Genomic DNA, 18401 nt, shown 5'->3' on the forward strand with positions numbered 1-18401 from the left:
GGACTTATTAATTATAAAGTTTTCGCGATTGCGTTCTATGTCAGGTTGGCCGTGATAGTCGATGGACGGTAATACGGAGAGTTGAAACCTTGTTTTGCTGAGCTAGGGTTAGTGGGACTGTCTGAGCTCGCTGCGCCTGGAACAATGTTGTTTCTCTAATATGACGTTATGTTTATTCCGGTCTTCTTCAGCACGCTGCGTGATATTTCACTCGATAATCATGGAGTTGCCGCATGAGTTACTCACTGCCACCGGCCTTGCAATTGATTGATGTCGCACCAAGTCCTATGGCCGACCAGGCCGAACAACAGACGCGTGCCTGGCTTGAAAGTCTGGGGCTGACAGATTCCGAACGGGCGATACACCAGTTGGATATTTATCTACCAGGCAAATACGCTGCCTTCATGTGGCCCCATGCGAACGCGCAAACGCTGAATGTACTCTCTGATCTGACCGGGTGGTTCAGTTGTCAGGATGATTTGGCCGATGAGGATCTGAGTTGCTCTCCTGATGCTTTGGAGAGGGCGTTGCGACAAGTGCACGAAGTTGCGAGCGAGCGTGGCGCAGGTCAGTGCGCAGGACTGCCCGGGGGATTGAGAGACATTATACGTCGCGCAGGGGCGTCAATGCCTGAGCAGTGGGTACGAAGAACACTGGATCAATACAGCAGCTATCTGTTTTGCTGCGTCAGTGCTTCGACGCATCGCCTCGGCGGAACCCAGCCTGGACTGGCCGATTATGAAAGTGTGTGGCGCAATGCCGGAGGTTTTCAGGTGTGCTTTGAGTTTACGTACTTTGCCCATCAGATAAATCTTCCCGCAACGGTTTATTACTGTTCGCTATGGCAGGAATTGCGCAGGCTATCACTGAATTTAATGAAAGCGGTCAACGATGTGCTGTCGTTCTGCATCTTGGCTAATCCAGATGAGGACGTTTACAACCTCCTGACTCACCTTCGACATCATCATGGACTGAGTCCGGATCAGGCAGCGACTGAAGTGAATCAGAGAATTGAGGTGTGGATGCGACAGTTTCTCGAACTGCAGGCGCGACTACCCGACGAGCTTGATCAAATTGGGTGTGAAACCGACGTGCGCGAGCAAGCATTGCGCTGCGCCGAGGCATTCAGAGTGCAATGGCTTGGCAACGTCGGCTGGCATCTGTCGGTACCGCGCTATCGGGAAATACGTTTCAGGCCAAATTGAACAGGTCGAACCGCCACGAAGACCCGAAGCATCATCTTCGGATCTTCATGCTTGTAGGTTACGCCACCACTCGATAGCACGGCACATACGCCGCGCCACCCGGCAGTTTCATCCGGTGCTGGGCGACGAAGGCTTTGAGCAGTGCGTCGAGCGGTTGCATGATCGCCGCATCACCACGGATCTGGTACGGCCCGTGTTCTTCGATCAGGCGAATGCCCTTGTCCTTGACGTTGCCGGCGACGATACCGGAGAACGCCCGGCGCAGGTTGGCCGCCAGTTCGTGCGGTGGCTGGTCGCGGTGCAGTTTCAGATTCGCCATGTTTTCGTGGGTCGGATCGAACGGACGCTGGAAGCCTTCGTCGATTTTCAGCAGCCAGTTGAAATGGAACGCATCGTTGCGCTCGCGGCGGAACTGCTTCACTGCTTTCAGGCCTTGAGTCATCTGCCGCGCCACTTCGGCCGGGTCGTCGATGATGATCTCGTAGTGCTGCTTGGCCGCTTCGCCGAGAGTGGCGATGACGAAGGCGTCGAGCTGTTCCAGATACGGCGCGGCGTGCTTCGGCCCGGTGAGGATCACCGGGAACGGTAGCCCTTTATTGTCCGGGTGCATCAGGATGCCCAGCAGGTAGAGGAATTCTTCTGCCGTACCGGCGCCGCCCGGGAAAATGATGATGCCGTGGCCAACGCGCACGAAGGCTTCCAGACGTTTTTCGATGTCCGGCAGGATCACCAATTCGTTGACGATCGGGTTCGGCGCTTCGGCAGCGATGATGCCCGGTTCGGTCAAACCCAGATAACGACCGCCGTGGATTCGCTGTTTGGCGTGGGCGATGGTCGCGCCTTTCATCGGGCCTTTCATCACGCCGGGGCCGCAACCGGTGCAAATGTCGAGGCTGCGCAGACCCAGTTCGTGGCCGACTTTCTTGGTGTATTTGTATTCTTCGGTGTTGATCGAGTGGCCGCCCCAGCACACGACGATTTTCGGCTCGACGCCCGGGCGCAGGGTGCGCGCGTTGCGCAGCAGGTGGAAAACGTAGTCGCTGATGCCTTGCGAGGTGCTCAGGTCGATGCGTTGGCTGTCGAGTTCGTTTTCGGTGTAGACGATGTCGCGCAGGGCGCTGAAGAGCATTTCGCGGGTGCTGGCGATCATTTCGCCGTCGACGAACGCGTCGGCCGGAGCGTTCAGCAGCTCCAGGCGCACGCCGCGATCCTGTTGGTGAATGCGGATTTCGAAGTCCTTGTAGGCTTCGAGGATGGTCTTGGCGTTATCGACATGGGCGCCGGTATTGAGGATGGCCAGGGCGCACTGGCGGAAGAGGGTGTAGGTGCTGCCGGATCCGGCTTCGCTCAGTTGCTGAACTTCACGTTGAGAAAGGGTTTCCAGGCTGCCTTTCGGGCTGACCGAGGCATTGATTACGTGTCGTTGGGTCATGCAATGATCCTTAAAACGATGTCATCACGAAGCTGAGCAATGGCATCCGAATAGTGTGTATCCATGAATGAAGATGGCACGATCTGCGCTATACCGCCATGTCCCCGTTGGACGCTGAAAAGATGAAAAGGAGCCCCAGCATAGCTAAATCCGCGGCAGAGGCGATAATGCGCCGGCCGGTTTTTTCAGTTAGCCCTTTTGTCGCTCAAGGAAGTCATTTGTGATGTTCGAGATTCAGCCGATGGATGCCGCCACTTTTCGCCAGCAGACGCGACGCAGCACGATCATCATCGCCGTGCTGTTCCTGGTGCTGGCGATGCTGTTTTCCAGCGTGGCCGTGGCGCTGTTTGGCGAGCCTGGCGGCGATAACCTGCGCTTCAATGTCGGTGGGGTGTTTGTGGCATTTCTGCTGACGGCTGCGTTATTGCGCGGGCGTTTCTGGAATCAGAGCTGGATGGCGCCAGCCGTGTACAGCTGGCGACTCAAGCGCAACCTGATGAGCATCACCAATGTGATGCATCAGGTCACGGCGGCGGTGGAGCAGAACGATGCGACGGCCATGAAAGTGCTGCGTTTCTATCATCTTGGGTTGACGCAGATGCATGAACTGGACGGTAACTCCAGCGATCATGGGCAGCTGTGGCGCGAAGTCGAGGCGCACAAGGAGCGGATGCAGGCGCAGGGACTCGATACCGAGCAGATGTGCCTGGATCCGGCCTGGCTGGAGGCGTTGAAGCCGACGTCGCGCTGATTACAGCGCTCGGCGCAACTTCCACGAACGGATCAAGCGGCCATACACCAACAGGTTGACCGCCAGCACCACGCTGCCGAGCGCCAGTTGAATCTGCGGGGTGAGCCCGGCCGGATAGATGATCGGCCAGATGTAATACTCGATGAAGCCGCCGGCGTATTCAGTCTGCCCGGCAGCGTGGCGCATGAGATTTTCCCAGTAGGTCAGCGGGCAGGTCAGGTGCAACACCTCGACCGCCACGCCCCAGGCGGCAGCCGGCAAATGCAGCCACATCAAACGTGGCCATTTGAGCACCAGCAGCCCGCCAAACAGCACGAACAGAATGAAGCACAAATGGAACAGCACCAGCCCGTCGGCTGCGATTCGGTACAGCATGTCGTCTCCCTGACGCGATTGTGAATGGCGCTATGTTACGCCGCTCAGGGCATTACAGGTCAGTGCGAAAATCAGCGAATTGCGCGCGCATCCGGCCGATTTCCCACAAGTGCGCAAGATTGTTCAAGCCAAAAAGACGAAATGGCTGGCACAGTCTGCGACCGTTTTCCTGGTTGAAGAACGTTTATGTCTGACTCACTTATGCCGCGCAGTGCGTTTCTTCGCGGCGCGGCGGCGATCATGCCATTGTCTCTGGCCACCGCGCCGTGGGGACTGCTGGCCGGTTCCATGGCGATTGAAGCTAACCTCACGCCGTTGCAAGGCCAAGGCTTGTCGAGCATCGTGTTTGCCGGTGCGGCGCAATTGGTCGCGATCGGCATGCTCAAGGGCGGCGCGGGGATTTTCTCGATTTTGTTGACCACGCTGCTGCTGACGTCGCAGCACTTGCTGTATGGCATGAGCATGCGTTCGGTGATTTCGCCGCTGCCGGGGCGCTGGCGCATAGGGCTGGGTTTTTTGCTCACTGATGAGTTGTTCGCGTTGACCAGTCAGCATGATCGCCAGCAGTTCAATCGCTGGTATGCGCTGGGCGTCGGCCTGACGTTCTACATCGCCTGGAATCTGTTCACCCTGGCCGGCATTGTCCTCGGCAGCAGCATTCCGGGGCTTGAACACTTGGGGCTGGATTTCTCGATTGCCGCCACGTTTATCGCGTTGATCACGCCGGTGGTGCGTAACGTACCGACGGTGGTGTGTGTAGCGGTGTCGCTGTTTTGTTCGGTGCTGTTCAGTTACTGGCAATGGGGTTCGGCGCTGGTGTTGTCCGGGTTGGCCGGAATGACTGCCGGGTTTATCTGCAACAAGCTGTACCGGGAGCGCACATGATGGTTTGGGCGGTGATTTTTGGCATGGGGATTCTGGTGTTTCTCAATCGCTACGTGTTTCTCGAGCCGCGATTGCCCGTGCGTTTGAGCAGCAATGCGCGGCAGTTTCTCGGGTTTGCGGTACCGGGGATGTTGACCGCTATCTGTGGGCCGATTGTCTTCATGCCGGACAAACAGCTGAATCTGCAATGGGATAATCCGTATTTGCTTAGTTCGCTGGTGGCGATCGCACTGGTGATATACACGCGCAATACTTTGCTCAGCATGCTGTTGAGCATGGCGTTCTTCTTTTTGCTGCGCTGGTGGTTGTAAGTTGTCTGTTCTACGCTTCAGGCATGCAGGTTTACTGATAACGGGAGGTGCACATGGCGACTGAGCAGAAGCTTCCGGAGACGGATGAGCAAGAGACGGATGAGCCGACTGAAGAGGAAATAGAGCGGGAGAAGCATAAGGAACAAACCTGGAAGCACGATGACGGCAGAGAGCTTTCAGACCCCGATCGCAAGTTTTGAGTGATTTCTACGAAAAAGCCCCGCAAACGCAGGGCTTTTTTACGGTTTCAGAGATCGTCCAACTGCGTGAAATCGGGGTGTGTGGCCCGATATCCCAAGGTTCGATCAATCCACGCATTCAGCTCGTTGACCATCACCGGCGCGTGGCCGGGATACCCTTCAAGTGTGGTGCGCAGGACGCGTTCGATATCGGGTACGGCACGCAGGTTTCGGGTCTTGATGTAGTGGCCGATAAAACAGTCGAGTTCAAAGCGTTCTGTCATCGACAGATAAATACACTCCAGGTCGCTGACCTGTTTGATTGCAAAATCGTCGCGCAACTTATTTCTCTGCAAGGCTTGTAGACGTTAGGGGATTCCTGGTTTGTTGACTCTTTGGTCAACTGGTATACCAAATGGAAATGCGGCGCGCATGCTATCCGTAGTGCATCTAAATGTATGTATGACGGTTGAAATGTCAGACAGGCGGTTAGTTCATTCGAACGTGTGTTTTATGTGCGCCGTCTCAAAAATGAAACAGGGTTTGTAACGGCAGTGATTCGCTTTATGAGTTGCTAAAATTTGCAATGGGTTTATCTCATATAGCGCTGCGTCAAAAGATCGCAGCCTTCGACAGCTCCTACATTGATAGACGCGTGAAGTCGGCAAATGTTTAAGTCTGCTCAATAATCAAACTGGCCCCCTGATTGCGCACGTTACCGACGGCTTTGCCGACTTTGTACCACTCGAACACTTCACTGCCTTCACCTTCGAACAGCAACATTTGCTCAGCGCGTTCAACGGGTGTCGCCGGGTCGAGCCATTCGCGCACCAACTCTGCGCGGAATACCACCGGTCGGCGATCGTGGACGTCGAGCAGGCCGCCGGCGGCGTCGGCGGTGATAATCACGAAACCGTCGTCATCCCGGGCCGCCGTTTCGGTTGTCGGAAATTGTCCGATGGCGGCGCAGAAAACCGCTGCATGATCCGCGCGACGAATCAGCCAGGGTTGCCGGGTTTTGTCGCCGCTGTCGACCCATTCAAACCAGTTGTCCACGGGCACAATCAAGCGATGTCGCCAGATCGCCCGGAAGAACGGACCATGGGCGACTTTCTCGACCCGGGCATTGATGGGGGGCGGGCGATCCTTGGCCCAATGCGGGCGCCAGCCCCAGCGCAGATTGTCGGCCTGCAGGTGCCGTCCTTGTTGATGCAGGACGGCCAGCGCGGTGGTCGGCGCCGCGTTATAGCGATCAAGCGGCGCATCGCCAACATGATTGATCAACGCGTCGGGAATGCTCAGCACCGCGACGAAGTCATGAATGCCTCGGTACTGCGAGAGTCTTCCGCACATGGGCTGAATCTCCGGTTGGAGATTTCAGCTTAGTCGCTGGCACCTTGGCCGGTGAACGTGTCGCGCCAGCTCAGCCAGCGGCGTTCGAGCATGGCCAGCAAGCCGTCGCTGAGTTTACCGAGCAAGGCGAGCACGATGATCGCAGCCAGCACGATGTCCGGCCGCGAGGTTTCCCGGCCGTCACTGAGCAGATAGCCCAGGCCCTTGGTGGCCGCGATCAACTCTGCTGCCACGAGAAACATCCACGCCAGACTCATGCCGCTGCGCAACCCGGTGAACAGGCCGGGCAGGGCAGCGGGCAGCAATATTCGTCGCACCAGTTGCAAGCGGCTGAAGCCATAGATGCGGCCGACTTCCACTAGTTTGCGATCAATGTTGCGAATGGCCGCGACCACATTGACGTACACCGGAAAGAACGCGCCGATAGCGATCAAGACAATTTTCGAGGTCTCGTCGATGCCCAGCCACAACAGCAGCAGCGGCACCCAGGCCAGGCTCGGAATGGAACGCAGCGCTGCAAAAGTCGGTTCCAGATAGGCCTCGGCTTCGCGGCTCAAACCGACCCAGGCAGCAAATACCAGCGCGAGACTGGCGCCAATGGCAAAACCCAGCAACACGCGAATCAGGCTGGCGCCGATGTGTTTCCACAGTGCGCCTTCAGCGAGGTCGGTGAGGGTCAGGGCGATCTCGCTCGGCGCCGGCATCTGGTAGGACGGCAACCAACCGATGCGTACGATAATTTCCAGGGCGATGATGATCAGCAGCGGCACGGCCAAGCCTTTGAAACGGCGCTGCCACGCCGGACTGAAACCCGCCGGGCGCTGGCGCGACACGGCAAGTGGCGCGGGCAAGTCTTTGCTGTGAGTGGTCATGGTTGAGCTCCGCTCACGACACATCCGCGACAGCAGCGGATGTATCGTGAGACTGATCGATTACTGGTGGGCGACGGCTTGCTGCACGCCGCTGTCGAGTAATTGATCGATGACTTGATCGACATTCACCCCACGGCGCACCAGTTCCTCGGAGACCAGAATCGGCGCCGCTGCCTTGGAGGCACTGATGTCCTGTTGGGTCAGTTGCGGGCTGCTCAGATCGGTACGCGACAGTTGCAGCTTGGCTACGTCCAGTGGCAAGCCGGACTCTTTGGCGAGAAGGGCGGCGAACTCATCGGGATTTTTCAGCGCCCAGTCGCGGGCCTGTTCGTAGGCTTTGATCACGGTGTCGATGGTTTGCGGATGTTCTTTGGCGTATTGCTCGGTGACGCTGACCACGCCGTAACTGTTGAACGCCGGGTTGCGATAAAGCAGGCGCGAACCGGCCTGAACCTGACTGGCGGCCATGTGCGGATCGAGTCCGGCCCAGGCGTCAACATCGCCCTTTTCCAGCGCAGTGCGACCATCCGGGTGTTGCAGGTGGACCAGTTCCACGTCGTCTTTTTTCAGCCCGGCCTGTTGCAGGCTGCGCAGGGTGAACAGATACGGGTCGGTACCTTTGGTGGCGGCGATCTTTTTGCCCTTGAGGTCGGCGATGGTCTGATATGGCGAATCCTTGCGCACCACCAATGCTGTCCATTCGGCACGGCTGTAAACGTAGACCGATTTGATCGGGCTGCCGTTGGCGCGGCTCAGCACCGCGGCGAGGCTGGCGCTGGAAGCGAAATCCACGCCGCCACTGTTGAGGTATTCCAGCGAGCGGTTGCTGCCCTGGCTCAGTACCCAGCTGACCTTGGTCTGCGGCAAGGCTTTTTCGAGGAAGCCGAAGTGCTTGAGCACCAGGCTGACTGGCGAGTAATAGGCGTAGTCGAGATGCACTTCTGCCGGCGCGGTTTCAGCCGCGTGGGCGAGCGGTTGCAGGCTCAGTACCATGGCGCTGGCAGCCAGCAGGTTTTTGAGTCGAGGAAAGAACGATGTCATGGGGCGCTCCGGCAAAGGCACAGATTTCTTATGTCCAAAAAGATATTTTTATCGAATGCTTCCTGCATGAATGGAATATTGCAGGCTCTGTGCCATGTACTTGAAAGCGCCGTTTTAAAAGGGCTTGAGGGGATGTTGCAGGAATCCAGCTGTTGCTTGAGCAACACTGTGATTCGTCACTGTTGCCAAGCAAACAGCCGTGATCAACGGTGATGAGCTTATGCGTTAATCGAATTTCAAAACCAGGAAATAACAGCGTTATGGTCTATGCAATTTCCCTTTGCAGGTCAGCCCATGAAGCTTTCTCGTTTCCTGCGCAGTGCGCTAATCACCGCACTGTTTGCCTCGCCGCTTTCCCATGCAGATGAGCCATTGGTCCTGCATGTCGGCGATCAGAACTACTACAACATCCGTGCCTCGGTGGAGGCCTCCGGCGTGTTGAAAGACGCGCCTTACACCGTCGACTGGAAACACTTCCAGGCCGCTGCACCCTTGGCGGAAGCCTTGCAAACCGGTTCGCTGGATCTGGGCTTTTTGGGCGATTCCGGTTTTCTGTTTCTGGCCGCCAAGCAGGCGCCGGTAAAGCTGATCGGCGTTTCGCGGCAAAACCCGGACACCATCGCGCTGCTGGTGCCGCAGGATTCGCCGGTAAAAACCATCGCCGACCTGAAGGGCAAGAAAGTTGCCTACTGGCCCGGCGCCTGGAGTCAGCAGTTGACCTTGCGCGCCCTGGAGCAGGGCGGTCTGCCGGAAAACTACGTCGATTTCGTCAAGTTGATGCCGATTGATGCCGCCGCAGCCCTGCCACAGGGCAGCATCGACGCCTTCCCGGTGTGGGAACCGTACATTTCCCAGCAGGTCGTGTTCTCCGGCGCGCGGCCGATCCTGACCGCAAAAAATCTGATGCCGGGGCTCAGTGCAATCGCTGCATCGACGCCGTCGATCGACAGCAAACGTGCGGCCATTGCGGATTTTCTCGGTCGTTTGAAACAGGCACGGGCGTGGGTTGATAGTCATACGGATGAGTACGCCGATCTGTGGGCGAAGAAAGCCAATCTCGATCAGCAGGTGTCGCGCCACTGGTTACGTCAGGCGCACATGACGGTGGGACCGGTCGACACGCAAGCGGCGACGGACCTGCAAAGCACCGCCGACTTCCTGTTCAAAGTCAAAGCGCTGCCGGCACCGTTGGCCACCGCCGGGATTATCGACACGTCTTTTCAACAGGCATTGGCGCACTGAGCGAGCGCCGGAACCAAACCCTGTGTACCTTATCCAACCTCCGCTCGCGTATCGGAGCGCAAGGATGGATAAGGGCGAGGGAGTTTTGCCAATCGACAACATGACGGCCGTCGCCGTGCTCAAGGCAAAACATGACATCCGGATTCAAGTTTCTCTGTGCAGCGCTCATCGCCCTCGGGTTGGCCGGTTGTATCGCCGCCCCGATAGAAATGACTGCGCAAACCGAATCACGCCTGAAAACCCAGGCACCGGTGCGCTTTCTGTTGACGTTTGACGATGGCCCCAGTGCATCCAGTTTCTGGAATCCGTCGGCGACGGTGCTCGACAGCCTCAAGGACAATCCGCTGTTGCCGAATATCAAAGCGGTGTTCTTCGTGCAGACGCGCGCGCCACGAGCGGGCAACAGTGACATCGGTCGCGCCATCATGCGGCGTGAGCATGACGAGGGGCACGTACTGGCGTTTCACACGGCCACCCACTGGCACACCAATCATCGCTTGCTCGACCCGCAAGAACTCGAAGAGTCACTGACCAACGGCACGGCTGATATCGCAGCCATCACCGGGGCGCCGCCGACGTTGCTGCGCCCGCCGTTCTGGAATTACGACAAACGCACCTTCGCCGCCTATCAACAGCACGGTTTGCACGTGTTGCTGACGGATTTAAGTGCCAACGACGGCAAGATCTGGGGCTTCAATGCCAGCCCCCGGCGTCGGGCAAACATGCTGCGGCAGTTATCGGAAGTCCGTGAACGTATTGCCCTCGGCGAGTTGCCGACTGTGGACGGGGTGATTCCGGTGGTGGTGACGTTTCATGATCTCAACCGCTATACCGCGCGGCACACGCGCGAATACCTGCAGATTCTGCTCGATAGCGCCGCCGCGACAGGCGTGAAGCTGGCGGACAAGCCTTTCTACGATGATCACGCCGAACTGGAGAAAGCTGCGCTGGCGCGTACCGTGGGTAAAAGCTCGGAGCCAGTGAATTTGCCGGGAATGTGGAACTGGGTTTGGGATCACGATGCGCACTGAGGGCAGGGTGGAAAGTTGTGATCGGGTTGGCATTTTTGTACCGGGCGGGTCACACATTGCTCATCTATGCTCAACCAGTCGATCGACCCGCCTGCGAGGCGTTCACTCATGCTTGCCATTGACGATATCTGCCGGATTGTCGAATCCGGCTTTCCTGCGTTCAAGTGCGATTGCATTCCGAGTTCGCAAGGCCTTTTGCAAATCAAGGTGTACGAGCCGGACAGCGGACGCGTCGAATTACTATTGAATGGCGTTTCCCCGGAGCACCTCGTCACGATCCGTGACATTTCCAATTTCATCGGTGAATTACGCACCGAAATGAGCGCTGGTCGTCGAGCCTTCGCCGGCTAATGCCTCATAAACGCCGTTGGAACGCTTGAACGATGCGCAGCGTCGCCTCGCTGGTGTGCAGATTGCGCACTGAATCCAGCGGATGCCAGATGCAATCGATGATCTCGTTTTGCGGGCGCACTTGCTCAAAGTCCGACACGGACGCCTCGTAGACATGGTGCTGCGTGCTGCCGCTGTGCAGTTCCATCAGGTACAGCACAGCGTCAGCATCCAGGCCGGTTTCTTCCTGTAATTCACGTACGGCGGCCTGCGCTCGCGTTTCTCCGGGCTCGACCTTGCCACCGGGCAATGTCCAGCGGCAGTGGGGTTTGCGTACCAGGAGAACGTGGCGATCCTGCTCGCATATAACGGTTGCGCGTACTTTCATCTGTTACCTGTTTACCGCTTGTCACAAAATAGAAATAAAACTGCAATATTTGAGCCGAAGCCTGCGGCAAAGGTTTCATTGAAGTTTGGAGCGTTCGCAGCGGCGAAAAGTGCCGACACCGTGACTGTCGCGGCTTGCGACACTCGGTCGGTATTTCGTGCGAATCAAGGTGTAAGGTAAAAGCGTGAAGCTGGATCTGACCGTTAGCAAAAAATGGAGGTGTCCATGAGCATGCCGATGTTGAACAAGATGCACATGAACGGCTATGACGTGCTTAGCGTGAACAATGGCCCATGGCGGGTTTGTACTCAGGGCGATCGGCTGGCGTCGTTTGGCAGCCGGGAGGAAGCGCTGGCCTACGCCGCCGCCCTGCCTGGCTACAAAAAACGCTCGGCGCGCGCGCAAAGTCACAAAACCCACTGACAGGCTGGCTGTAATGAAAGAGCCCCGGCAATTGTCGGGGCTTCTGTTTTTTGGGGGGAGAGTGGCTTAGTGGACCTTGGTCCGGCTGATGGCGCGGGCTTTCACTTCCCTGGCATAGAGTTGCAGCCGTTCTTCATCGCTTTGCAGCACCTCACAGGATCTCAGCACGCTTTGCGCATCTGCCTCATTGCCGGATTTGCGCAGTTGTTCTGCGATACGTTTCAGGTCGACCGCCGACCATCTCAAGTCCGATGCAACGCTTTGCAGGTCGCGTTGAAGTTCGTGTTCGTATTCATTGAGCCGCATGATCACCTCCAGAACATTCTCGGTAGAAAAGAGTAGTCGCATTTTTCGTCGATGGGCAAAGCCTGTTCGTCAGCACGCTGAACGGTTGTGAAAAGTTGTGCAGATTGCGCCGAGGGCGCGGTGCCACGATGGATGTAGCGCCGCTTACACGCTACATTCACTTTTTTTCAGATCAGGAATACACCATGCGGATATGGATCGGGAGTCTGGCGTTGACCCTGTTGGCAGGCTGCTCGTTGCCGGCGTCGCTGGTGCCGGGTGAGCCGAATATCAGCAAAACCAGCGCCAAGTCGCCCAAAGACTATGCTGCGTGTTTATTACCCTTGTGGCAGAAGGATGTAGCCAAGACTTATCAGACATCGATTTCCAACGGCTACCGCATCACTGCGCCGAGCATCATCACGGCGGACGAGATTCTCGACATCGTCAAATACAAGGACGGCAGCCGGGTTTCGTTGTATCAGGGCCCGCCGTGGGCCAAGTCCGGGTCGTTGCGCCAATCGGTGCGTGACTGCCTGTAACGACGCCTGCAGGGGCAAAAAAGCAGAAGCCGTATCGTCGGTTTCTGCTTTTTTTTGGCTGCCTGGAGGCTGAAAGGTGTGGATTTGATTCGCGAAATGAACGGTGACAGTTGCGCACGAAGGGTTTTTTCCGTGTGCACTAGGCTTTTGAGGGGCGGTCGATAGTCAGATCGGCCGGTCTTTCAAGGAGTCGCGGATCATGGATGATCTGGTCAAAGAAGTTATCCCGTTGTTGCAGTACTTGATTCCCGGGTTTTTGTCGGCGTGGATTTTTTACTCGCTGACGGCGTTCAAGCGACCCGATACGTTCCGGCAGATTGTGCAGGCGCTGATTTTCACGTTTGTGATTCAGGGCGCGGTATTGGGGATTGGGGCAATTTGTCTGTGGGTGGGTTCGAAAGGCTTTTCTGTAGGGAAATGGGATGCTCGGGCGGAGGCATTGTGGGCATTTATTGTTTCAGTATGTCTCGCAGGGCTTTTCTGTTATCTGGCTTCAAACGGGGTGTTGCATGTGTGGCTACGCAAGCGACACCCGACACGCAAAAGCTCCCATCCTAGCGAGTGGTACAGCGCCTTTGAGCGACAGGATCGCCTTGTCACTTTGCAACTGAATGACGAGAGGCGATTGTTTGGCTGGCCTTTGGAGTGGCCCTCCGGTCCCTCGGAAGGACAATTCATCTTGCTGAATCCACAATGGCTTGGCGATGGTGGCGAGGTGCTCACTTTTGGCGCCGAATTAATGGTGATAGATTCCTCGAAAGTTCAGTGGGTCGAATTCAATTCTGTCGAGGAGGTTGTTTCATGAGCGCCAAAGCACCCAATCCCATGCCACCTCACGTGGCGCGTCTCTTCGTGGGGCCAGACGGCAAGCCATTGGCAAAACCGCTAGTCAAAGGGCCAAGTGCGCCCCCTCCACCAAAGCGCTGATCAGCACCGTCATCCTTTCACCCCCAACCCTCAGCCACCGCCCGGCGAATCGCTTCCAGCAACATCGCAAACGCCGGGTTGTCGTTGTTCTCCCGCCAGATCAGATGCAGCTCGCTCTGCACCCCTTCGCCCAAATCGATATCGCGAAACACTACATTCTTGAACACCACACTGGTGGCGCAACGCGGCACCAGCGCCAGGCCCATGCCCGCATTGACCAGTGCCAGAATCGTCAGCGACGAGCCCAGCCACTGCACGTAATCCGGCGCAACCCGCGCTGAGCGCAACATGCCGGTCAGCAATTCGTTGAACGGCGGATAAGCTGCGTGTGAATACATCAGGAACGGTTGTTTATCCAGGTCACTGACCGCCACTTCAGCCGCCGTCGCCAAGGGATGACCGCTCGGCACTGCCAGCACAAACGGCTCGCGCACCAGGCATTCAGTCGCGTAGCCCGGCTCCAATAATGGCGCACGGGCGATGCCCAGATCGATGCGGCGCGCGCGCAGGGCTTCGTGCTGCTGGTAAGTGTTCATCTCCGTCAGATCGATTTTCACCTGCGGCTGTTTCAGTCGCGCCTCGGCGATCACCTTGGGCAAAAACTCATACACCGCGCTGCCGACAAAACTGATGTTCACTGAACCAATGTCGCCTTCGGCAAACCGCCGGGCGGTGACTGCCGCTTGCTGCGCGCGTTCCAGCAGGTTCTGGGCTTCGATGAAAAAAGCACGGCCGGCGGCGGTCAGCGCGACGCTGCGGGTGCTGCGGGTGAACAGCTCGACGCCGAGGTGATGTTCGAGCAACTGGATCTGCCGGCTCAGCGGCGGCTGCGTCATGTTCAGCCGTTCGGCGGCGCGGCGAAAGTTGAGTTCGGTAGCGACGGTGGTGAAGCAGCGCAGTTGGGTCAGTTCGAACATTGATCTAATCCGGGTATCAATCGAATGCCAAGTTAGATTAGACGGGATCAATGACCCCGTCCATGATCGGCTCAACGCTTCACGCCATCCCTAAAAAAACAAGATCGGGAGTCGCCTTTGAAAACCCTCCAGAGTCCGCTGGACGTCACGGTGCTCGCCCGTGCCGCCGCCAAGGTCAAGCGCCACGTGCTGCCGCTGTTCGTGGTGATGTTCATCGTCAACTACATCGATCGGGTCAACATCGGTTTCGTGCGCAGTCACATGGAAACCGATCTGGGCATCGGCGCGGCGGCTTACGGCCTCGGCGCCGGATTGTTCTTCGTTGGCTATGCGCTGTTCGAAGTGCCGTCCAACATGCTTCTGCAACGTTACGGCGCGCGAGTCTGGCTGACGCGGATCATGTTCACCTGGGGCGCTGCCGCCATGGCCATGGCCTTCGTCAAAGGTGAAACCAGTTTCTATGTGCTGCGCTTTATTCTTGGTGCGGCCGAGGCGGGGTTCTTTCCGGGAATCATTTATTACTTCACCCAATGGCTGCCAGCCTCCGAGCGCGGCAAGACCATGGCGGTGTTTCTCAGCGGTTCGGCGATTGCCTCGGTGATCTCCGGTCCGGTGTCCGGTGCGCTGCTGCACATCAGCGGCTTGGGTCTGCATGGCTGGCAGTGGATGTTCTTGATCGAGGGCGCAGCCTCGGTGGTGCTTTGCGCGTTTGTCTGGTTCTGGCTGCAATCGCATCCGCGTCAGGCCAAGTGGTTGAGCGAGGAGGAACGTGAGGCGTTGGTGGCGGCAATTGCCGAAGAACAGCGTGCCCGCGAAGCGGTGCAGGTGGCCAAGCCGTCGATGTTCAAGTTGTTGGCGGACCGGCAGATTGCGCTGTTCTGCTTCATCTACTTTTCCATTGCCCTGACCATTTACGGCGCGACGTTCTGGCTGCCGAGCATGATCAAGAAAATGGGCAATCTCGGCGACTTTCAGGTTGGCCTGCTTAATTCGATCCCATGGATCATTTCGATTGTCGCCATGTACGGTTTTGCGGCGATGGCCGGCAAGTGGAAATTCCAGCAGGCGTGGGTGGCGCTGACGCTGGTGATCGCGGCGATCGGCATGTTCATGTCGACCATTGGCGGGCCGATCTTCGCCTTCGTTGCCATCTGTTTCGCCGCCATCGGCTTCAAGGCTGCGTCGGCGTTGTTCTGGCCGATTCCGCAAAGCTATCTGGATGCGCGTATCGCCGCTGCGGTGATCGCGCTGATCAACTCCATCGGCAACCTCGGCGGCTTCGTTGCGCCGACGGCGTTCGGCTTCCTCGAAGAAACCACTGGCTCCATTGAGGGCGGACTGTATGGCCTGGCGGCGACGTCGCTGATCGCTGCGGTGGTGATCTTTTTCGCCCGCACCGCGCCGGGTGCCAAGGGTAAATCCCTGGCAAAGCCCCATGACGAGACCGCCGTTGTTGTGACGGCCAGCCCGGCCGCGAGCCATTGAATTGATTGTTGATCTGTCAGGAGCGTTATCTTGAAAATCACCCGAGTCACCGTGACCCCGATTGCCTTCCGTGATCCGCCGCTGCTCAACGCCAGCGGCATTCATGAACCCTTCGCCTTGCGCTCGATCATCGAGATCGAAAGCGACAACGGCTACATCGGCCTCGGCGAAAGTTATGGCGATGCCCCGGCGCTGGCGATCCAGCAGCAATTGCAGGCGCAACTGATCGGCCTCGACCCGTTCAATCTCAACCAGTTGCGCGCCATCGTCCAGGCGACCGTTGCCGCGAACAAACCTGCCAGTCTCGCCGGTGCCGAACTGGCCCCCGGTTCCCACGCCAGTAAAGCGGTGAGCAATGCCTATTCGGCGTTCGAAGTGGCTTTCCTCGATTTGCAGGCGCATTACCTGAATGTGCCGCTGGTGGACCTGCTCGGCGGCGCGATTCGCGATGAGGTACCGTTCAGCGCCTATCTGTTCTTCAAGTACGCGCAGCATGTCGATTCGCCCTATAAACCGGACAACTGGGGCGAAGCACTCAGCGAACAACAGATTGTTGCGCAAGCTGCGCGGATGATCGAGGCGTACGGCTTCAAGAGCATCAAGCTCAAGGCCGGTACGTTGCCGCCGGAGCATGAAGTGGCGTGCATCAAGGCGCTGAAAAAAGCCTTTCCCGGCTACCCGCTGCGCATCGATCCGAATGGCAACTGGTCACTGGAAACCTCGATTCGCATGGCCGAATTGCTCGGCGATGATCTGCAATATTACGAAGACCCGACCCCTGGCCTCGACGGCATGGCCGAACTGCACAAGCGCACTGGTCTGCCGCTGGCGACCAACATGGTGGTCACCGATTTCGCCGAGTTCCGTCGCAGCGTTGCGCAGAACAGCGTGCAGATCGTCCTTGCTGACCACCATTACTGGGGCGGCCTGCGCGACACGCAAACGCTGGCGAAGATGTGCGATGTATTCGGCGTTGGTGTGTCGATGCATTCCAATTCGCACCTGGGCATCAGCCTGATGGCGATGGCGCATGTCGCGGCGGCGGTGCCGAATCTGGATTACGCCTGTGACACCCATTACCCGTGGCAGGAACCGGACGAAGAAGTGATCAAGGGCGGCAAACTGCCGATTGTCGATGGCTGCGTGAAGATCACTCGGGCGCCGGGGCTTGGGCTGGAGCTGGACCATGATCAGTTGGGCAAGCTGCATGATCAGTACCTGACGTGCGGGATTCGCCAGCGTGATGATGTGCGGCAGATGCAGCGTTACAAGCCGGATTGGAGGGCGATCAAGCCGAGATTTTGAGGTGTCTGAATTGACGCCATCGCGAGCAGGCTCACTCCTACAGGGAAACGCATTCCAACTGTAGGAGTGAGCCTGCTCGCGATTGGCGTCCTCATGGTTACAACGTTTCTAGCAGCCAATCCCGAAACGCTTTCAGCGATGGCAAATTCTCATTGCGCGGCGGATATACCAGGTAATAGCTGCGGCGACTGGTAATTGGTTCACCCAGTTGCAGCAGTTCACCATTCAACAACTCATCCTCAACCAGAATTCGCGGCACCAGCCCCACGCCAATATTGGCCCGCACCGCTTGAATCAAGTGCGAGGTCATTTCAAAACTCGGGCCGATGCGCATGCTGCGGTGCGGCAAGCCGTGATGACTGAACCACTCCGCCCAGGCCTGAGCATTGCTGCTGACATTGAGCAGCAGTTGCCCGGCGATGTGCTGTTGGGCGTCATCGCGTTCGGCGTCGGACAACTGCGCGCTGGCGATCACTACCAATTCTTCGGTATGCAGGGGCAGGGCGGTCAATCCCGGCCAGTCACCGCCGCCAACACAGATCGCTGCATCGATTTCGCTGGTATCGAAGTCGATTGCTTCGATCCGCGAATGCAAATGCACGGTCATGCCCGGATGCGCGGTGTAGAAATCCTTCAGCCGTGGCAGCAACCATTTCGAGCCGAAGGTCGGCAGCGTCGCCAGGCGCAAACTGTGAATGCCCGAACCAAATGCCATAGCCTGCAACGTCGCGCTGCGAATCTGCCCAAGCGCTTCGGCGAGTTCGCGCTGATACATGCGCCCGACATCGGTCAGTACCACTTGCCGGCCTTCGCGGCTGAACAAACGCATGCCGAGCATTTTCTCGAGAATCTGCACCTGACGGCTGACCGCACTCTGCGTCAGCGACAGTTCATGGGCGGCGCGGGTGTAGCTTTCGTGGCGCGCGGCGGCCTCGAAAGCCAGCAATAACGACATGGAGGGCGTGAGCGTGCGCGGATTCATTCGTAAAAGTCATCAATAGCGGGTCGAATTTACGGTTGTCCCGGCGTTCGCCAGCAATGAACATGGGCACCATGAGATGGCGGAGCCTGACGCAATCATTCGTTGCGTACAACTGTTCACCGCCACACGGCCCGATTTGA

Annotated in this window: 23 protein-coding genes; 13 read left to right on the forward strand and 10 right to left on the reverse strand. The window is 57.7% G+C overall.

The window, feature by feature from the left end; translation table 11 throughout:
* Positions 1-233: 233 nt before the first annotated feature.
* Positions 234-1205 (forward strand): terpene synthase family protein, encoded by a 972-nt coding sequence (locus ACM6IN_RS01965; RefSeq protein WP_414915305.1) that lies wholly within the window; start codon positions 234-236, stop codon positions 1203-1205.
* A gap of 58 nt (positions 1206-1263) precedes the next feature.
* Here ACM6IN_RS01965 and ppnN read toward each other — a convergent pair whose 3' ends face one another.
* A complete protein-coding gene (ppnN, locus tag ACM6IN_RS01970) occupies positions 1264-2637 on the reverse strand; it encodes a nucleotide 5'-monophosphate nucleosidase PpnN (RefSeq protein ID WP_007910770.1) in 1374 nt (457 codons plus the stop codon).
* Between the two features lie 223 nt (positions 2638-2860).
* On the opposite strand from ppnN, the gene ACM6IN_RS01975 reads away from it, so the two are divergent.
* The gene (locus ACM6IN_RS01975) at positions 2861-3388 is read left to right on the forward strand and encodes a DUF3087 domain-containing protein (RefSeq protein WP_414915306.1); all 528 of its coding nucleotides are present in this window, start codon (positions 2861-2863) and stop codon (positions 3386-3388) included.
* Here ACM6IN_RS01975 and ACM6IN_RS01980 read toward each other — a convergent pair whose 3' ends face one another.
* Positions 3389-3763 carry a DUF2784 domain-containing protein gene (locus ACM6IN_RS01980; protein WP_414915307.1) on the reverse strand — a complete coding sequence of 125 codons (375 nt, stop codon included), beginning with the start codon at positions 3761-3763 and terminating at the stop codon, positions 3389-3391. It lies immediately after the preceding gene.
* Between the two features lie 186 nt (positions 3764-3949).
* Here ACM6IN_RS01980 and ACM6IN_RS01985 point away from each other — a divergent pair, with 186 nt between their 5' ends.
* Genes ACM6IN_RS01985 through ACM6IN_RS01995 form a run of 3 tightly spaced genes read left to right on the forward strand, consistent with a single transcriptional unit; the run spans position 3950 to position 5159 of the window.
* The gene (locus ACM6IN_RS01985) at positions 3950-4648 is read left to right on the forward strand and encodes an AzlC family ABC transporter permease (protein ID WP_016983007.1); all 699 of its coding nucleotides are present in this window, start codon (positions 3950-3952) and stop codon (positions 4646-4648) included.
* Positions 4648-4959 carry an AzlD domain-containing protein gene (locus ACM6IN_RS01990; RefSeq protein ID WP_176472272.1) on the forward strand — a complete coding sequence of 104 codons (312 nt, stop codon included), beginning with the start codon at positions 4648-4650 and terminating at the stop codon, positions 4957-4959. The genes ACM6IN_RS01985 and ACM6IN_RS01990 overlap by 1 nt, the downstream gene beginning before the upstream one ends.
* 53 nt (positions 4960-5012) lie before the next feature.
* Positions 5013-5159 carry a hypothetical protein gene (locus ACM6IN_RS01995; protein WP_007910783.1) on the forward strand — a complete coding sequence of 49 codons (147 nt, stop codon included), beginning with the start codon at positions 5013-5015 and terminating at the stop codon, positions 5157-5159.
* 47 nt (positions 5160-5206) lie between these two features.
* Here ACM6IN_RS01995 and ACM6IN_RS02000 read toward each other — a convergent pair whose 3' ends face one another.
* The 4 genes from ACM6IN_RS02000 to ACM6IN_RS02015 all read right to left on the reverse strand — a co-directional run bounded on the left by ACM6IN_RS02000 (position 5207) and on the right by ACM6IN_RS02015 (position 8404).
* Positions 5207-5479, reverse strand: coding sequence for a hypothetical protein (locus ACM6IN_RS02000; RefSeq protein ID WP_007910785.1), 273 nt, complete (start codon positions 5477-5479; stop codon positions 5207-5209).
* 331 nt (positions 5480-5810) lie between these two features.
* On the reverse strand, positions 5811-6491 hold the full coding sequence (locus tag ACM6IN_RS02005) for an SOS response-associated peptidase (protein WP_007910787.1): 681 nt from the start codon (positions 6489-6491) through the stop codon (positions 5811-5813).
* Positions 6492-6520: 29 nt separating this feature from the next.
* A complete protein-coding gene (locus tag ACM6IN_RS02010; RefSeq protein WP_414915308.1) occupies positions 6521-7363 on the reverse strand; it encodes an ABC transporter permease in 843 nt (280 codons plus the stop codon).
* Between the two features lie 60 nt (positions 7364-7423).
* Complete coding sequence (locus tag ACM6IN_RS02015) at positions 7424-8404, reverse strand: aliphatic sulfonate ABC transporter substrate-binding protein (RefSeq protein ID WP_414915309.1); 981 nt, start codon at positions 8402-8404, stop codon at positions 7424-7426.
* A gap of 294 nt (positions 8405-8698) precedes the next feature.
* On the opposite strand from ACM6IN_RS02015, the gene ACM6IN_RS02020 reads away from it, so the two are divergent.
* The 3 genes from ACM6IN_RS02020 (at position 8699) to ACM6IN_RS02030 (ending at position 11028) form a co-directional block, all read left to right on the forward strand.
* Positions 8699-9646: an ABC transporter substrate-binding protein gene (locus tag ACM6IN_RS02020; RefSeq protein ID WP_414915310.1), complete on the forward strand. Its 948-nt coding sequence runs from the start codon at positions 8699-8701 to the stop codon at positions 9644-9646.
* Positions 9647-9777: 131 nt separating this feature from the next.
* Positions 9778-10677: a polysaccharide deacetylase family protein gene (locus ACM6IN_RS02025; protein WP_414915311.1), complete on the forward strand. Its 900-nt coding sequence runs from the start codon at positions 9778-9780 to the stop codon at positions 10675-10677.
* 108 nt (positions 10678-10785) lie between these two features.
* Positions 10786-11028 carry a DUF1652 domain-containing protein gene (locus tag ACM6IN_RS02030; RefSeq protein ID WP_007910802.1) on the forward strand — a complete coding sequence of 81 codons (243 nt, stop codon included), beginning with the start codon at positions 10786-10788 and terminating at the stop codon, positions 11026-11028.
* Between the two features lie 4 nt (positions 11029-11032).
* On the opposite strand, the gene ACM6IN_RS02035 is transcribed toward ACM6IN_RS02030, so the two are convergent.
* The gene (locus ACM6IN_RS02035; RefSeq protein WP_095111502.1) at positions 11033-11395 is read right to left on the reverse strand and encodes an NUDIX hydrolase; all 363 of its coding nucleotides are present in this window, start codon (positions 11393-11395) and stop codon (positions 11033-11035) included.
* 225 nt (positions 11396-11620) lie between these two features.
* Here ACM6IN_RS02035 and ACM6IN_RS02040 point away from each other — a divergent pair, with 225 nt between their 5' ends.
* A complete protein-coding gene (locus ACM6IN_RS02040) occupies positions 11621-11818 on the forward strand; it encodes a hypothetical protein (protein WP_007910804.1) in 198 nt (65 codons plus the stop codon).
* A gap of 66 nt (positions 11819-11884) precedes the next feature.
* Here the strand turns inward: ACM6IN_RS02040 and ACM6IN_RS02045 are convergent, their stop codons facing one another.
* On the reverse strand, positions 11885-12124 hold the full coding sequence (locus tag ACM6IN_RS02045; protein WP_007910805.1) for a hypothetical protein: 240 nt from the start codon (positions 12122-12124) through the stop codon (positions 11885-11887).
* Positions 12125-12309: 185 nt separating this feature from the next.
* Here ACM6IN_RS02045 and ACM6IN_RS02050 point away from each other — a divergent pair, with 185 nt between their 5' ends.
* Positions 12310-12645: a hypothetical protein gene (locus ACM6IN_RS02050; protein ID WP_007910806.1), complete on the forward strand. Its 336-nt coding sequence runs from the start codon at positions 12310-12312 to the stop codon at positions 12643-12645.
* A 199-nt stretch (positions 12646-12844) separates the two neighbouring features.
* Positions 12845-13450, forward strand: a complete 606-nt coding sequence (locus ACM6IN_RS02055; protein ID WP_414915312.1) for a DUF6338 family protein — start codon at positions 12845-12847, stop codon at positions 13448-13450.
* Between the two features lie 139 nt (positions 13451-13589).
* On the opposite strand, the gene ACM6IN_RS02060 is transcribed toward ACM6IN_RS02055, so the two are convergent.
* Positions 13590-14489 (reverse strand): LysR substrate-binding domain-containing protein, encoded by a 900-nt coding sequence (locus tag ACM6IN_RS02060; protein WP_095111500.1) that lies wholly within the window; start codon positions 14487-14489, stop codon positions 13590-13592.
* A gap of 117 nt (positions 14490-14606) precedes the next feature.
* Between ACM6IN_RS02060 and ACM6IN_RS02065 the strand changes: the two genes are divergently transcribed.
* Positions 14607-15974: an MFS transporter gene (locus tag ACM6IN_RS02065; RefSeq protein ID WP_095111499.1), complete on the forward strand. Its 1368-nt coding sequence runs from the start codon at positions 14607-14609 to the stop codon at positions 15972-15974.
* A gap of 30 nt (positions 15975-16004) precedes the next feature.
* Positions 16005-17279 carry a glucarate dehydratase family protein gene (locus tag ACM6IN_RS02070; RefSeq protein WP_095111498.1) on the forward strand — a complete coding sequence of 425 codons (1275 nt, stop codon included), beginning with the start codon at positions 16005-16007 and terminating at the stop codon, positions 17277-17279.
* Positions 17280-17376: 97 nt separating this feature from the next.
* On the opposite strand, the gene ACM6IN_RS02075 is transcribed toward ACM6IN_RS02070, so the two are convergent.
* Complete coding sequence (locus ACM6IN_RS02075) at positions 17377-18261, reverse strand: LysR substrate-binding domain-containing protein (RefSeq protein WP_042704979.1); 885 nt, start codon at positions 18259-18261, stop codon at positions 17377-17379.
* Positions 18262-18401: the final 140 nt, after the last annotated feature.

Source organism: Pseudomonas sp. IT-P395, from assembly GCF_949767675.1.
Lineage (GTDB): Bacteria > Pseudomonadota > Gammaproteobacteria > Pseudomonadales > Pseudomonadaceae > Aquipseudomonas.

Excerpts from the sequence above, each read along its gene's own strand:
- ACM6IN_RS01965 (WP_414915305.1), top strand. The coding sequence starts at position 234 with ATGAGTTACTCACTGCCACCGGCCTTGCAATTGATTGATGTCGCACCA.
- ppnN (WP_007910770.1), bottom strand. The coding sequence starts at position 2,637 with ATGACCCAACGACACGTAATCAATGCCTCGGTCAGCCCGAAAGGCAGC.
- ACM6IN_RS01975 (WP_414915306.1), top strand. The coding sequence starts at position 2,861 with ATGTTCGAGATTCAGCCGATGGATGCCGCCACTTTTCGCCAGCAGACG.
- ACM6IN_RS01980 (WP_414915307.1), bottom strand. The coding sequence starts at position 3,763 with ATGCTGTACCGAATCGCAGCCGACGGGCTGGTGCTGTTCCATTTGTGC.
- ACM6IN_RS01985 (WP_016983007.1), top strand. The coding sequence starts at position 3,950 with ATGTCTGACTCACTTATGCCGCGCAGTGCGTTTCTTCGCGGCGCGGCG.
- ACM6IN_RS01990 (WP_176472272.1), top strand. The coding sequence starts at position 4,648 with ATGGTTTGGGCGGTGATTTTTGGCATGGGGATTCTGGTGTTTCTCAAT.
- ACM6IN_RS01995 (WP_007910783.1), top strand. The coding sequence starts at position 5,013 with ATGGCGACTGAGCAGAAGCTTCCGGAGACGGATGAGCAAGAGACGGAT.
- ACM6IN_RS02005 (WP_007910787.1), bottom strand. The coding sequence starts at position 6,491 with ATGTGCGGAAGACTCTCGCAGTACCGAGGCATTCATGACTTCGTCGCG.
- ACM6IN_RS02010 (WP_414915308.1), bottom strand. The coding sequence starts at position 7,363 with ATGACCACTCACAGCAAAGACTTGCCCGCGCCACTTGCCGTGTCGCGC.
- ACM6IN_RS02015 (WP_414915309.1), bottom strand. The coding sequence starts at position 8,404 with ATGACATCGTTCTTTCCTCGACTCAAAAACCTGCTGGCTGCCAGCGCC.
- ACM6IN_RS02020 (WP_414915310.1), top strand. The coding sequence starts at position 8,699 with ATGAAGCTTTCTCGTTTCCTGCGCAGTGCGCTAATCACCGCACTGTTT.
- ACM6IN_RS02025 (WP_414915311.1), top strand. The coding sequence starts at position 9,778 with ATGACATCCGGATTCAAGTTTCTCTGTGCAGCGCTCATCGCCCTCGGG.
- ACM6IN_RS02030 (WP_007910802.1), top strand. The coding sequence starts at position 10,786 with ATGCTTGCCATTGACGATATCTGCCGGATTGTCGAATCCGGCTTTCCT.
- ACM6IN_RS02035 (WP_095111502.1), bottom strand. The coding sequence starts at position 11,395 with ATGAAAGTACGCGCAACCGTTATATGCGAGCAGGATCGCCACGTTCTC.
- ACM6IN_RS02040 (WP_007910804.1), top strand. The coding sequence starts at position 11,621 with ATGAGCATGCCGATGTTGAACAAGATGCACATGAACGGCTATGACGTG.
- ACM6IN_RS02045 (WP_007910805.1), bottom strand. The coding sequence starts at position 12,124 with ATGCGGCTCAATGAATACGAACACGAACTTCAACGCGACCTGCAAAGC.
- ACM6IN_RS02050 (WP_007910806.1), top strand. The coding sequence starts at position 12,310 with ATGCGGATATGGATCGGGAGTCTGGCGTTGACCCTGTTGGCAGGCTGC.
- ACM6IN_RS02055 (WP_414915312.1), top strand. The coding sequence starts at position 12,845 with ATGGATGATCTGGTCAAAGAAGTTATCCCGTTGTTGCAGTACTTGATT.
- ACM6IN_RS02060 (WP_095111500.1), bottom strand. The coding sequence starts at position 14,489 with ATGTTCGAACTGACCCAACTGCGCTGCTTCACCACCGTCGCTACCGAA.
- ACM6IN_RS02075 (WP_042704979.1), bottom strand. The coding sequence starts at position 18,261 with ATGAATCCGCGCACGCTCACGCCCTCCATGTCGTTATTGCTGGCTTTC.